This window comes from Shewanella sp. SW32, from assembly GCF_025653365.1.
Lineage (GTDB): Bacteria > Pseudomonadota > Gammaproteobacteria > Enterobacterales > Shewanellaceae > Shewanella > Shewanella oncorhynchi.
Map to the genome: position 1 here is coordinate 133,907 of NZ_JAKKSJ010000001.1, position 12,871 is coordinate 146,777.

The 12,871-nt window shown below is 46.2% G+C and carries 11 protein-coding genes; 5 read left to right on the forward strand and 6 right to left on the reverse strand.

What is annotated here, in order from left to right; translation table 11 throughout:
- Window positions 1–8 precede the first annotated feature (8 nt).
- Complete coding sequence (locus L5M28_RS00530) at window positions 9–938, reverse strand: AraC family transcriptional regulator (RefSeq protein WP_263196764.1); 930 nt, start codon at window positions 936–938, stop codon at window positions 9–11.
- A 467-nt stretch (window positions 939–1,405) separates the two neighbouring features.
- Here L5M28_RS00530 and L5M28_RS00535 point away from each other — a divergent pair, with 467 nt between their 5' ends.
- From L5M28_RS00535 to L5M28_RS00550, 4 genes are all read left to right on the forward strand, one after another.
- On the forward strand, window positions 1,406–2,698 hold the full coding sequence (locus L5M28_RS00535) for an MFS transporter (protein ID WP_263196766.1): 1,293 nt from the start codon (window positions 1,406–1,408) through the stop codon (window positions 2,696–2,698).
- The gene (locus L5M28_RS00540) at window positions 2,695–3,537 is read left to right on the forward strand and encodes an ROK family protein (RefSeq protein WP_263196767.1); all 843 of its coding nucleotides are present in this window, start codon (window positions 2,695–2,697) and stop codon (window positions 3,535–3,537) included. The genes L5M28_RS00535 and L5M28_RS00540 overlap by 4 nt, the downstream gene beginning before the upstream one ends.
- The gene (locus L5M28_RS00545) at window positions 3,534–6,275 is read left to right on the forward strand and encodes a family 20 glycosylhydrolase (protein WP_263202091.1); all 2,742 of its coding nucleotides are present in this window, start codon (window positions 3,534–3,536) and stop codon (window positions 6,273–6,275) included. Before L5M28_RS00540 ends, L5M28_RS00545 begins: the two co-directional genes overlap by 4 nt.
- A 161-nt stretch (window positions 6,276–6,436) precedes the next feature.
- Window positions 6,437–6,679 carry a hypothetical protein gene (locus tag L5M28_RS00550; RefSeq protein WP_263202093.1) on the forward strand — a complete coding sequence of 81 codons (243 nt, stop codon included), beginning with the start codon at window positions 6,437–6,439 and terminating at the stop codon, window positions 6,677–6,679.
- A 130-nt stretch (window positions 6,680–6,809) separates the two neighbouring features.
- Here the strand turns inward: L5M28_RS00550 and L5M28_RS00555 are convergent, their stop codons facing one another.
- From L5M28_RS00555 to L5M28_RS00565, 3 genes are all read right to left on the reverse strand, one after another.
- Window positions 6,810–7,319: a YgjV family protein gene (locus L5M28_RS00555; RefSeq protein ID WP_028760654.1), complete on the reverse strand. Its 510-nt coding sequence runs from the start codon at window positions 7,317–7,319 to the stop codon at window positions 6,810–6,812.
- A 139-nt stretch (window positions 7,320–7,458) separates the two neighbouring features.
- Window positions 7,459–8,070 (reverse strand): Crp/Fnr family transcriptional regulator, encoded by a 612-nt coding sequence (locus L5M28_RS00560; RefSeq protein ID WP_263202094.1) that lies wholly within the window; start codon window positions 8,068–8,070, stop codon window positions 7,459–7,461.
- Between the two features lie 23 nt (window positions 8,071–8,093).
- Window positions 8,094–8,720: a fumarylacetoacetate hydrolase family protein gene (locus tag L5M28_RS00565; RefSeq protein ID WP_131525338.1), complete on the reverse strand. Its 627-nt coding sequence runs from the start codon at window positions 8,718–8,720 to the stop codon at window positions 8,094–8,096.
- 207 nt (window positions 8,721–8,927) lie between these two features.
- Here L5M28_RS00565 and L5M28_RS00570 point away from each other — a divergent pair, with 207 nt between their 5' ends.
- A complete protein-coding gene (locus tag L5M28_RS00570) occupies window positions 8,928–10,955 on the forward strand; it encodes a methyl-accepting chemotaxis protein (RefSeq protein ID WP_263196776.1) in 2,028 nt (675 codons plus the stop codon).
- A gap of 26 nt (window positions 10,956–10,981) precedes the next feature.
- Here L5M28_RS00570 and L5M28_RS00575 read toward each other — a convergent pair whose 3' ends face one another.
- Both L5M28_RS00575 and L5M28_RS00580 read right to left on the reverse strand, forming a co-directional pair.
- A complete protein-coding gene (locus L5M28_RS00575; protein WP_028760658.1) occupies window positions 10,982–11,995 on the reverse strand; it encodes a succinylglutamate desuccinylase/aspartoacylase family protein in 1,014 nt (337 codons plus the stop codon).
- A 125-nt stretch (window positions 11,996–12,120) separates the two neighbouring features.
- A complete protein-coding gene (locus L5M28_RS00580; protein WP_173497081.1) occupies window positions 12,121–12,699 on the reverse strand; it encodes a MarR family winged helix-turn-helix transcriptional regulator in 579 nt (192 codons plus the stop codon).
- Between the last annotated feature and the right edge of the window lie 172 nt (window positions 12,700–12,871).

Sequence of the window (12,871 nt, forward strand, 5' to 3'; positions counted from 1 at the left end):
AAGAATGGTTAAATTGCCCTTTGTTTACTGCTAAAGCACTGACGAAAACGACTCGGCGTGACACCTTTAAATTGAATAAAGCGCCGATTAAAATTGGATAAATTGTTGAAACCACACTGATCGCTGATGGTTGAAATCGGGCTCTGGTTCGAGAGTAATAACTTGCACGCCTTAGCGATCCTGAGTTGGTTGATAAACTCAGTTAAGGTTTTCTCGGTGCGTTTTTTAAAGAAGCGATGGAAATGATTGGTGCTCATATGCGCCAACTTTGCCAAATCCTGTGCCGACAAGGCCTGAGTGTAATTGTCATAAATATGCTCAATCACTTTATCGAGCTTTTTCACGGTAAAGTCGAGTTTACTACCGTGGGTAAACAAGGTGCTCGACAAGAGTTCTTGCTGACTATCCTGTTGTAATAACGCTAATAATTCCAATAACAAAATATAGCGTCTAAAAGGATTGGCCGTCTCCATCGCGATAAACACACTATGGGCCTTACGCGCCGTTTCCTCACTAAACAACACACCTCGTTTGGCATGGGTCAAAAGTGAATGCAAAGACGCTAACTCACGTTGCTCATTCACAATTTGGTGTAGCCAGACCGCTGGAATTTGTGCCACATAAACAACTTCCTGCACTCTCGCATTCGAAGTGTCGTCTTTTAGCGCGTTGCCATTTGATATCTCGTCAGTTAAAACACCAAGGTTAGCCTCGGATTGCCAACCGTGAGGCATATCTGGGCCGATGATCACTAAATCATAATCGCCATAACGGGCAATATGATCGCCCACATAACGCATACCATAACTGTTGAGGGTTAAGCAGATTTCATACTCGGGGTGATAATGCCAGTTGAGATCCATGTGCTCCCATTCATAACGAAAGTAACGCCAAGAACTGTTTTCATCGGGGATCACTTTTTCACACAGAGGTTTCATCCATTAAACTCCCATTGCTCATTCCTTTACCTAAGCTTCAATCAGCTCTTATAGTTCAACGCCATTCATTAAAACTAGCTGTTATGCCAACCTGTTAAATTATTCAATTACTTAGACCTTATTTTTAATACCAGCTTTGACCTATCAGCGCGGCGAAATCGCTGTGCCTTCGCGCACTATTGTCTATAGCAAGCCAGCCTTGCAGTGATACTAAAATCCGCCACTTCGATACTATTCTATCCAATGTTAATTAAAGGTAACTATTTTACAAGTACACAGGTTATCAGCAGCAGCGATGTACTGCTTGCAACACACTATCTAGCGCCCGTATTAACTGCACCTGAAGTCAATCAGCGCAAACACGATTTGACTATGTGAGAAAAGTATCGACAGAGGCACCATTCGTATCACCACCAAGGCGAGCGTCAAGCCACAATGAATTTCACTTAATTCAATTGGCTAAGCACATGAAACACAAACTCATCATTCTGTTTGTTCTCTGCACTTTCTTTGTGATTTCCTTGATGACCAACAGCATGGGGCCGATTTTCCCTGCGTTAATTGACAGTTATGCTATCGGCCTGACGTTGGCGGGGTTATTTCCCTTTGCGTTTTTTATCGCCTACGGCGTGACATCGATTCCTGCGGGGATTTTGGTGGACAAGTACGGTGAAAAGCGGGTGATCATCTTAGCCTTTAGCCTGGCGTTTATCGGCGCCGTGACTTTTGTGTGTCTGCCCACCTTTAGCATCGCCATGTTTAGCCTGTTTTGTATTGGCACTGGCATGAGTTTATTGCAGGTAGCAGTGAATCCCTTATTGCGACAAGCTGCGGGGCCAGAGCATTTTGCCTTTTTCTCCGTACTGGCCCAACTTGCCTTTGGCGGCGCCGCGACCTTAGCGCCGCTGGTGTATCAGCATTTTGTCGCCTTAGATCAAGCCAGTGTTGCATCAGCCAACTATGTGCAACAGCTATTGCCCGAGAACATGAGTTGGCTCGCCATGTATTGGTTATTCGCCGTGGTCGCGCTCGCCATGGTGCTCTTTGCCAGCCTAGTGAAGATGCCCAAAGTGAATAAACTGGCAGATGAGTCGGCAGGTGCCCTCGAGACCCATTTACGCCTTTTCAAAGATAAAACCGTTTTGAAATTCTTCTTCGCTATCGCCGCCTACGTTGCGCTTGAGCAAGGGCTCGCTAACAGTATCTCAGTCTTTTTGCTGCAATATCATGGTCTTGACACCTTAAGTGTCGGCGCCAATGTGGTTAGCGATTTTTGGTTTTACATGACGCTCGGCTGCCTACTCGGTTTACTGCTACTTAAACTTATCGACAGTCAGATCTTGCTGCTCAGTTTTTCCCTTAGTTCACTGGTATGTTTTCTGGTGGCGATATGGGGACCGAGCCAACTAGCATTAATTTGTTTCCCATTGGTTGGCTTTTTCATTTCTATCATGTGGTCGGTGATCTTCTCGCTGGCGCTCAATTCGCGCACTCAAGATCATGGATCATTCGCCGGCATTCTCTGTACTGGCATCATCGGCGGCGCGTTTATCTCGCCGATCATTGGTGTTATCAGCGAGCTATCCGGCGAATTACGGCTCGGGATGTTAGTGCTGTTAATCCCTATGGCTTACATAGGTTATGTGGCCCTAACGGCTCGCCCCTTGATTAAAAACACCACCCTATTTTCAACAAAAGCGGCCTCAAAGAATGACGAGCCGATGGCAACAAACAACACGAGAGGCAACAAGCTATTATGAGCGTCCTATGTTTAGATCTTGGGGGAACTAAACTGATGTTGGCACAGGTGGAAGGTAAAACCTTACTCGACACTTGGCGGTATCCTGTTCCCGCCGATGGCAACTTTGAACAATTATTCGATTTCCTCGTGACCTGTATCCACAGTCACCTCACGCCTGAAACCTGTGGTATTTCCATCGGGATACCCGGTATGGTGGATATGCAGAGCGGCACTTTACTCGAAGTGCTCAACATCCCTGCGCTGACGGCAACGCAGTTAGCCCAGCAGCTGCAAAATACCTTTGAAATGGATGTTGTTGTGAATAACGACGCTAACCTCTTTGCCCTTGGCGAAGCTGTGCTCAACAGCAATCAAGACATGCTCGGGATTACCTTAGGCACAGGCGTGGGCGCTGGGGTGATTTTTAATGGTCAGCTGTATTCGGGTAAACATTGCGCCGCAGGTGAAATCGGCAGTTTGAGTTATCGCGATGGCATTATTGAGCACTACTGCTCGGGGCAATACTTCACCGTTCATCACCAGATGAGTGGCGAGCATTTGTACCAAAAAGCCTGTGAAGGTGACAGCCAAGCGCTGCAAGCCTTCGTCCATTTTGGTGAACACTTGGCGCACATGATCGCCCAAACCTTACTGGTATACGATCCCAAAGATATCATCCTTGGCGGCTCAGTCAGTCAAAGCTTTCCCTTTTTTATTGAGGCGCTTAAACAAAAATTGCAGAGCTTAGTCTATGGCCCGCAACTGGCGGACTTGACGATTTCAGCCAGTCAACATCACAATGCAGCACTCATAGGTGCGGCGCAGTGGTTTTTACAACAAAAGGACTCAGTTAAGTGAAAGGACTAACGAAAGGGAAAGGTAAAATAAAGTGGCAGAGGATTAAGACGGCCTTAGTCAGCGGCATAATGGCAGTGCTTCCCTTGGGGCCAGTGCTTTCAATATTTATTATGCCATCGGTACAGGCCGCCAACGCCGTGCAGGAGGCAAATCATGTCGCACTTAATCAATTGGCCGATAAACTTCAGCTAAGTTATCAGTTAACCGCCAGTTATCTTGAAACCTGTCCCGCTAAAGAAACCCAATGCTATCGCTCTGCCATTGAGCTAACCCTGCCCACTCAGCTATCCAACGACAAGTTATCCAACGAAGAGCTAAATCATGGCGATTGGCAAATTTATTTCAGCCAACTATCGCCCGTTTATTTTGTCGATGCGGGTGACTTTAACATTGAACATATCAATGGCGATTTACACAAAATCACTCCTAAAGCCAGTTTTAAGGGTTTCGTCGCCAATCAAGTTTATCGTATTGAGTTTTATAGCAAAGGCAGCCAAATCACCCGTTCCGAGTTTATGCCAAACTTCTTTGTCGCTATGGGCTATAAGGCGCAGGTAATAAAGAGCACTCAAACAAGGCGAGATCCAGAAACGGGTTTAGCCGAGCAAGACTACCTGGCGCCTTTTAATGCCGAGAAACAATTCTTACTGGCAAAAAACGATGCAACCCCCTTTGCCGATGGCCAGTATTTAGCCGAGCAATATCAAGCCTTAGCCGCAGACAAAGCACCTGACATTAGCGGCAAACTTATCCCCACGCCACTTCATAGCCAAAGCCTAAACTCGGCGCCTTTATCCCTTGCTAAAGGTTATCGACTCGCGGCTGCAACTGTCGATTTTAAGGGCCGGCAGGCGGCGTTGGATTACCTCGATTCTTTAGGCTTTTCGGCCAAGGACAAAGGCACGCCGCTGTTATTGCAACTCGATACTCAAGCTCCTAAAGTCGCCAGCACTGAAGCCCATGATAGTGAAATTAAAAACAGCGAAGCCTATCGGTTAACCATAACGGCCGAGCAAATCAGTATTCGAGCGAGCAGTGAAGCGGGACTCTTCTATGGCATACAAAGCCTAGCTGGGCTGATCAGTTTAAGTGACGATCAACTGGTCGCCATCGAGATCCAAGACCAGCCTCGCTACGCCTTTCGCGGCCTGCACATCGATTTAGCCCGTAACTTCCACTCGCTCGATTTTATCAAACGCATTATTCCACAGCTCGCCGCCTATAAAATCAATAAGCTGCATTTGCACTTAGCCGACGATGAAGGCTGGCGTTTAGCCATACCCGGCTTACCTGAACTGACCGATGTGGGTGCAAAACGTTGTTTCGATTTAACCGAGCAAAGCTGTTTATTGCCACAACTGGGCAGTGGCATAGCGGACGTAAACCCCGTCGATGGCTACTTAACCGTGGCGCAATACCAAGCAATATTACAACTGGCTGATGCTCACCATATCGAAGTGATCCCTTCACTGGACATGCCGGGGCATTCACGCGCCGCAATAAAATCCATGGAGGCGCGTTATCACCATTACCTAGCAAAAGGAGATAAAGCTAAGGCGGAGGAGTTTTTACTGACTGAATTTGCAGATAAAACCCAATATTCGTCGATTCAGTATTATCACGACAATACACTCAATGTGTGCTTGGCGAGCACCTACCACTTTATCGATACTGTGATTGATGAAGTTAAAAAGATGCACCAAGCCGTAGGCGTTCCCTTAGTGCATTACCACATAGGTGCCGATGAAACCGCGGGCGCTTGGGTCGAATCTCCAGCGTGTATCGCAATGAAGCAACAAAAAACCGATGAGTTAGCCGGACTGCATTCGCTCAATGGTTACTTTATCGAGCGCGTCGCTAATATGCTGGCAGATAAAGGGATTATTGCCGCAGGTTGGAATGATGGCATGGGTGAAGTGCGCCCCGAAAACATGAACGCCCAAGTGCAATCTAACGCTTGGTCGCAGATTTCAAACAACGGCCATCAAATCGCACATAAGCAAGCAAATCTTGGCTGGAAGGTCGTTATCTCAACGCCAGAAGTCACCTATTTCGATTTCCCCTATGCTAGCCATCCAGATGAGCGCGGCAATCATTGGGCCTCGAGGGCAATAGACAGTTTTAAGGTGTTTAGCTTTATGCCCGATAACCTGCCCGCCCATGCCGAGCGCTGGCACAATAGCTTAAATCAGCCATTTGTGTCGGACGATAGCCACAGCCAGCTCAAACCGGGACACCGTTTTTACGGCTTGCAGGGGCATCTTTGGAGCGAAATGGTGCAATCGGACGAGCAAGCAGAATACATGTTATTCCCGCGCATGGTCGCCCTCGCCGAACGGGCATGGCATAGGGCGCCATGGGAATTAGCCTATGATTATCAAGGTAAAATCTATAGCCAGCAAACTCAACATTTTGCCAGCCAACTCAATGGCCAAGCCGAGCAAGTGCTCAAACAGGATTGGCAAATTTTCGCTGCGGTTTACGCCAATAAAGTGCAGCCTAAGTTAGCAAAAGCGGGAGTTTTCTACCGCATAGCACCGCCTGGAATACGTGTTGAACATCAGCAGTTAGTGCTCAATAGCTTATATCCCAATGCCGAGTTGGAATACCAACTCGACTCAGGACCTTGGCTAAGCTACCGCCAAGCTTTCAAGCTTAATGATGTCAAACACATCCGCGCTAGAGTCAAAGATGGCGCACGTTACTCTCGCCCATCGACTTGGCAAAACACCCTCTAATCATTACTCACAGAAGTCGACCATCACACGTGATGGTCGATGGGTTAAGCATGAGCTTACATTGAGGCTTTTCAATAACAGCGCAACTCAGGCTATAATCTCGCTATTCGCGATGACACTCTCGTGATAATACTTTATCAAGCCTAAGGATCTGCCAACCGATGACAACTGCTTCTACTAGCCCCTTTGCCGTGTTAAACCAAAGCACAGCAACCTCGTTTAATGAACAGAAAAATCTGATTAAACGGGTATTTAAAGGTAAGCCAGTGCAATGTCCTAGCTGTAAACAGACACTTAAAGTCATATTGCCTGAGCAGGCAAAGGCAAAACAAGCCGCAGGAATTTACTGTGCTAAAGGCTGCACAGATATCGAACTCGATATGGAAGCCGTCGCGGGACTCTAATCATTCCAGATCCAACCCACACTGGCATTAGCTTCACATCGACGGCCAAGCGACGATTACAACAGTCCCCTGTGATTAGCCGTTATAAAATAAATATCTTTCTAATTATCAATGAGATTATTTAAACTGATCACGGCAGTTGCTTAAGCTGCCCACGAAAATAGTGTCGATAATAGCCCACCAAATTACTGCCAATAAAGAGTACCTCCATTAACACTGCCACAGGCGATCCCACTAAGGCATTGTGAACGAGCCAAAAACTGGTTCCGACTATCATAAGCAGTCTGAGATCTTTATCCCTTTGACAGAATGCGGCGCGGGTTTGAAACAAGGTGCCTATACAACTGATCACAGTCGTTACCCCATTAAAGGTCACAATGCTCATCACAAGTGCAGCAATAGAGAAACACCATAGGGCTACTTTTGAGGTGGTAAAAATACTGGTGAGATAACGCACTGTGGCTATGCCCATTAAGCCTGCGGCAGTCCATTGCTCCAGCAAACAAAAATGAATTGAAATCAAGATGCCAGACACAAAAAGGCAGGCTACTATCCGCTCCCGCGCTTTAAATTGAAACGAAATCAGATCGAAGATAATGGCTATCGCCACCAAAATTTGAGACAAAGTAAACGCAGTCAACTTATTAAGCCCCTTAGCTTTAAGCAATAATGCGCACTCTGATTGGAAGCCTTATAGACTTGAGGGCGCAACTTAAGGCGCAGCATCATAGGAATCGCGCTTTAGCGCATTAACTTAAGTTAACTGGGAGCAAAAAACGTTAAAAAGAGTCTTGAAGTCGTCGACGCATACGCGACAAACTGATTGCCGTAATGCCAATATAATTAGCTAACTGACCTTGGCTTAACCGCTCAAGCCAAAGTGGTGAATGTTCGCGTAAATACAGATAACGTTGCTCAGGTGTGTGCAGCAGTAAAAAGGCTTCCTTTTGTTCTTTATACAATAATTGCTGTTTAAGTAACCCAAGTTGCACGGGCTGCAGCGAAGTATCATCCAACACGGATAACGGCATTTGGATAAGTTTACAGGCGCTTAAAGCTTCTAATTGGTAACGAGCGGGAATTTGCTTCAGCCAACTGACATACAAAAAACACAATTCACCCTCGAAATAAAACTCCTTACAGCGCTCTGTGCCATCCTGAGTATAATGGCAAGCGCGCACTATACCATCCACAACAAAATATGCCTGTGACTGCTCATCTCCTTGGCCAAGAAGCACCTCTCCCGCCGGCACGTTCAACGCTTTAAACTGTGGTAAGTAACGTTCAACAGCAGCTTGACTCGCCCCTAACGCAATCAAATATTGTTGCAGTGGCTGGCAAGTTGGCACCTGCAATACAGCAGTCTTTTTTACGTCATCAGGTTCAATCATGCGAGCTACTCAGCGATTTATCACTAAACACTTAACCACTGCCATTCGAGTAAGGGTTCAGCACTCGCTTGCAAGCCACGGCTCAGCGTGACGTTAAATACACTTTTAGCGGGAATGCTTCCCACACCCTTAGGCGTGCCTGTCATTACAATATCGCCCTCATCGAGACTGATAAATGCCTGTAGCTCGGACAATATAGTCTGAGGTTTGTAGATCATTAAATCGATATGCCCCTCTTGCACCAAGTTATCGTTGATACTCAAGGTGAAATGCAGCTGTGCCTCTGCATCATCAATCGCCACAAACGGACTGAATAACGCAGCACCATCGAAGGCTTTTGCTCGCTCCCAAGGTAATCCCTTAGCTTTTAACTTAGTTTGCAAATCACGTTTTGTGAGATCTAAACCGACGGCGACGCTACTGAAACGGCCATTTTGAAACATAAAACACAGCTCGGTTTCATAATGCAAGGTTTCCCCTTGATGCTCAGAATGAAGCACAGTCGAAATGGCCGAGTTGGGCTTTAAAAATACCACCATATCCTCGGGAATTTCGTTACCTAATTCATGGATATGCTCAACATAGTTACGCCCAATGCAGAGAATTTTTGTCGGTACGATAAGGTTTTCACCTAACACGACTGATTTCATCTTTAATCCTTTTCAAGATAGGGTTGAAATTATTTTAAATAATAAAACCAACTAGTTAACCTAAATTAAATCTAAACGTTCAATTGAACTAATCACTGTACTTATGACGAACTCTGCTACACTTAAATCAATATTTCAACGAAAACAGCGATCTAACCATTAATAAACCCATTTTACAGGGACAGTCATAGAAGAGGTTTTCGCACTATGTTAACGCTTACCATAAAACAAAAAATCATTTTTAGCTTTAGTGCCATCGGCGCGCTGCTCATCGCTGGTAGTAGCTTTTTCTACTATTCACTCTCCCAAGTACAAACCGCCTATCAAAATATCGAAACCTTAGCCGTACCGGTGCAAAAGCAGAGTAATAGCTTGCAACTGGTGCTATTAAAAATGTCACGCCTTGCCACCTTGGCCCATAGCCAGCAAGACACCGCCGCCTTAACCAAAAGTCAGCAAGCGTTTACGGCGCTGCAGAAGAAATATCAAAGTATCGAAAATGAGTTAACGGAGCGAGTGGCAGATCAATCTAAGATGCAGACTTCCCTGCACGAGGCGCAGGCTAGATACCAAGCCTATTTGCAACAAAGCCAAGCCATGTTTAGTGCGAAACTCGCCAATGAACAAGCAAAGCAGCAATACCAACAACTTTTCCAACGCTTTAACGATGCCAAGACCAACGCCAGTAATGCGATGATCGATCTCGAAACCCTGTCCATCCCCGATAATCCCACTCTGCTCGAAGAGATTGTCGGTACAGGCACGCGTATCGACGACATGTTGTATACGCTAACCAACACTATGGGAGAGCTGATCCACACTCAAAGTTTGGAGGTGATCCAATCGCACCAGCAAGATGTCAGCATCTTACTGGGTAACCTCACCACTAACTTTACCTTTTTAAAACAACAAACTGATGGGCTTGATACATTAGGCTTGCTGCAAACCTTCGAACAGCAATATGCGATTATCAATACCTTACTCGCAGCCCCTGCCGAGCTTTATAAAACACAAGAAGCCGTGGTTGAGGCGCAGCTTCAAGCCGAGCAACATTACCTCGATGCCGATAAAGAATTTAATGCGAATAATCTCGCCTTAGACAAGTTAATCACCTTAGCCGATCGCCGATTTAGCAGCCTGCAAACTATTGCTAGCAATGCCATTGAGCAAGGGCAAACCTTAGCGATAGTGCTCGCATTGGTGTTTATCGTTATGGTGAGTTTTATTTCCTTCTTCACCTCCAAGGCCATGCTCAATCCATTAGCCTTAGTGAATGGCGCACTCGCAAGCATCGCCCGTGGGGATTTATCTAAACGCATTCACAAACGCCATGATGATGAATTTGGCGCCCTAATTGATAACATGAATACCTTGAGTGACGATCTTGCCAAGCTCTTAACCAATATCAGCCAAAATGCCCATTCATTGGACAGCTCAGCCACCCAAACCAATGAGCAAGGTCAGCGCATCGCCAATGCCGCAACGGCGCAAATCAGTCGAGTCGATGAAACGAAAGCCTTAGCAGAACAGATGTTTACTAGCTCAAATCTAGTGACAGAACAGGCCAGTGAGTCGGCGAGACAAATCAGTCAAGCCTCGAAATACGGTAATCAAGTGAAGCAAATTGCCGATGATAATCGCAATAAAATTGCCGAACTGAGCGCCCGTTTAAGTAGCTCAGTTGAAGTCATGTCTCGCTTGAGCATTCAAAGCGATAATATTGGCAGCATTTTAACCACCATTAGCAGCATTGCCGAACAAACCAATTTGCTGGCACTGAACGCCGCCATTGAAGCCGCCAGAGCGGGGGAACATGGTCGTGGTTTTGCCGTCGTAGCCGATGAAGTGCGATCACTTGCCTCACGCACCCAAGCCGCCACCGCCGAAATTCAAACCATGATCACGGCCCTGCAAAAAGAAACGTCCACGGCAGCCGATGCAATTACTACGGGGCAAAATCAAGCAAATGAGTGTGTCGGACAAAGCCAAACCCTGCAGGATGCTATCGCTCACATAGAAAGCACCTTACATACCCTCAATAAAATGAGTCTAGAGATCACCCACGCCGCCCACGAGCAGTTAGATTACAGCCAACGGATTGAGTCGAGCATGAGTGAGGCGGCACAATCTGCAGACCAAAATGCCAATGAAGCCATGGACATGGCCAAACGCAGCAACGAAGTCACTCTGCTTGCCCATTCACTCACCAGCTCAGTGGAGCGGTTTAAACTGTAGAGGTGATGGGACCTAGGTTCTAGATTCTAGGCATATTCCATCAGGAATTCATCGAGTTGTTCGTTGGCAATTTCAATTTCGTCACCTTCGAACTGGGCGATATGAAACATACCCTCACCTTCGTTAGTCACAGGGATATTACTTATTCCTATGATAATACCGTCGGTTGGCGCGCGAATGGCCACACTGTCACCGCCGTGGGGGCTGACGATATGGGCAATGATATAACCCTTAGTCACCCGCTGGCCGAGTTTAAGCTTCATATTCACTAAACCATCGGATTCACTGCGAACCCAATAACTGCGAATAGCACTGACACTCGCGCCTTTGTTACTCACTCGCCCTTTAAGCATATCTAAACTGCGCATCACATTGAGCACACCTTTGAGGCCAGATTTTATCGACAACTCGCTAAAACGTAACGCCTCTCCAGCCTCATATAAAATGCAAGGAATGCCCTGTTGATTAGCATAACCTCGCATAGAAACACTGCGCGCTTTAGAATGCATAATAAGCGGTGCACCAAAGGCATTCGCCATGGCGAGCATAGTCTCATCATTAGTATCACAGCGAATTTGCGGCAAATTATCCCTATGGACGGCCCCTGTATGTAAATCAATCACATGGGTTGCATGAACTAATAACTGAGTGGCGAACAGATTAGCTAAACGGCTTGCGAGCGCCCCTTTGCTAGAACCAGGAAAGCAACGATTTAAATCGCGACGATCGGGTAAATAACGGGATTGCTGAATAAAACCAAACACATTCACTATTGGCACCACAATTAACGTGCCCGTCAGATTCTTGGGATTCACTCTGGCTAATAAACGCCGACAAATTTCGATACCATTGAGTTCATCCCCATGAATAGCGGCACAAACCAGTAAAGTCGGGCCAGGTTTGGCTCCGTGAAACACTTCCACATGAATATCGAGTTGCGTATCGGTATACAACTTAGCGGCTGGCAGCTTGATCCCTAATTGCGTCCCAGCTGTGACTCGTTTTCCCGCTAATTCAAATGCTTCACGTCTTTTTACCATGGCAACTCCCTTGTTCTATCAAATGTTATCCCGCGCGGTTGGCTCATGTTTACCGCATTTTTGCCAAAATGATCCGCTATTGCATATCAGCCTACTTTAAAGACAAAAGTGGGATTTTAAACGAATTATTGCGGCTCAAATTGGTTCAGCCAAGATTTTAAAATCTGCAGTAATACAGGCCTATCTTCAACGCTCACGCCCGCGAACAACGCACTTTGACATTGAATATGCTGCGGTAATGCCTTATCAATGAGCGCCTTACCCTCAGCAGTTAACGAAACATGGACGGCGCGGCGATCTTCCTTACTGTGCTCCCGCTCAATCAGCCCCTTATTTTCGAGTCTGTCTAAACGACTGGTCATAGCGCCAGAACTTAGCATCATGCTCTGATAAAGTTGCGAAGGCGAGAGTGTGAACGGCTCTCCCGAGCGCCTTAACGTCGCGAGCACATCGAACTCCCCCTGACCTAAGCCAAATTCGGCGTGGCATTGCAGCAGTACCACTTCGATATATTTCGTTAAACGAGCGATTCGCCCGAGCACAGCCATAGGGATCAAATCCTCAGTAACCCCTTGCTGTTGCCACTGTTCAACAATTCTATCGAGGCCATCTTCTTTAGTATTCGAATCCGCTTTCTTTTTATCCGTAGAACTCGCGTTAGTATCCGCAGGACTGGCATTAGTTAGCGTCATTTTAGCTGTCATAGGTTTATCTCAATATAAAGATTCTTTACATCATTCTTTACATCTTAGTCATTTTCTCGCAGAATTAAAATATCTTTATATCAAGATACATCTGAAAGAGATTCTTTTTGAATTGTAGTGATGTGGTTTCAACCTACTGTTGTTGAAAGGAAATCATCATGAGTATGCTAAA

Bases quoted from the DNA above. Each gene is read 5' to 3' on its own strand.
- L5M28_RS00560 (WP_263202094.1), bottom strand. From the start codon at position 8,070: ATGATTGAACCTGATGACGTAAAAAAGACTGCTGTATTGCAGGTGCCA.
- L5M28_RS00530 (WP_263196764.1), bottom strand. From the start codon at position 938: ATGAAACCTCTGTGTGAAAAAGTGATCCCCGATGAAAACAGTTCTTGG.
- L5M28_RS00570 (WP_263196776.1), top strand. From the start codon at position 8,928: ATGTTAACGCTTACCATAAAACAAAAAATCATTTTTAGCTTTAGTGCC.
- L5M28_RS00535 (WP_263196766.1), top strand. From the start codon at position 1,406: ATGAAACACAAACTCATCATTCTGTTTGTTCTCTGCACTTTCTTTGTG.
- L5M28_RS00565 (WP_131525338.1), bottom strand. From the start codon at position 8,720: ATGAAATCAGTCGTGTTAGGTGAAAACCTTATCGTACCGACAAAAATT.
- L5M28_RS00550 (WP_263202093.1), top strand. From the start codon at position 6,437: ATGACAACTGCTTCTACTAGCCCCTTTGCCGTGTTAAACCAAAGCACA.
- L5M28_RS00540 (WP_263196767.1), top strand. From the start codon at position 2,695: ATGAGCGTCCTATGTTTAGATCTTGGGGGAACTAAACTGATGTTGGCA.
- L5M28_RS00575 (WP_028760658.1), bottom strand. From the start codon at position 11,995: ATGGTAAAAAGACGTGAAGCATTTGAATTAGCGGGAAAACGAGTCACA.
- L5M28_RS00580 (WP_173497081.1), bottom strand. From the start codon at position 12,699: ATGACAGCTAAAATGACGCTAACTAATGCCAGTCCTGCGGATACTAAC.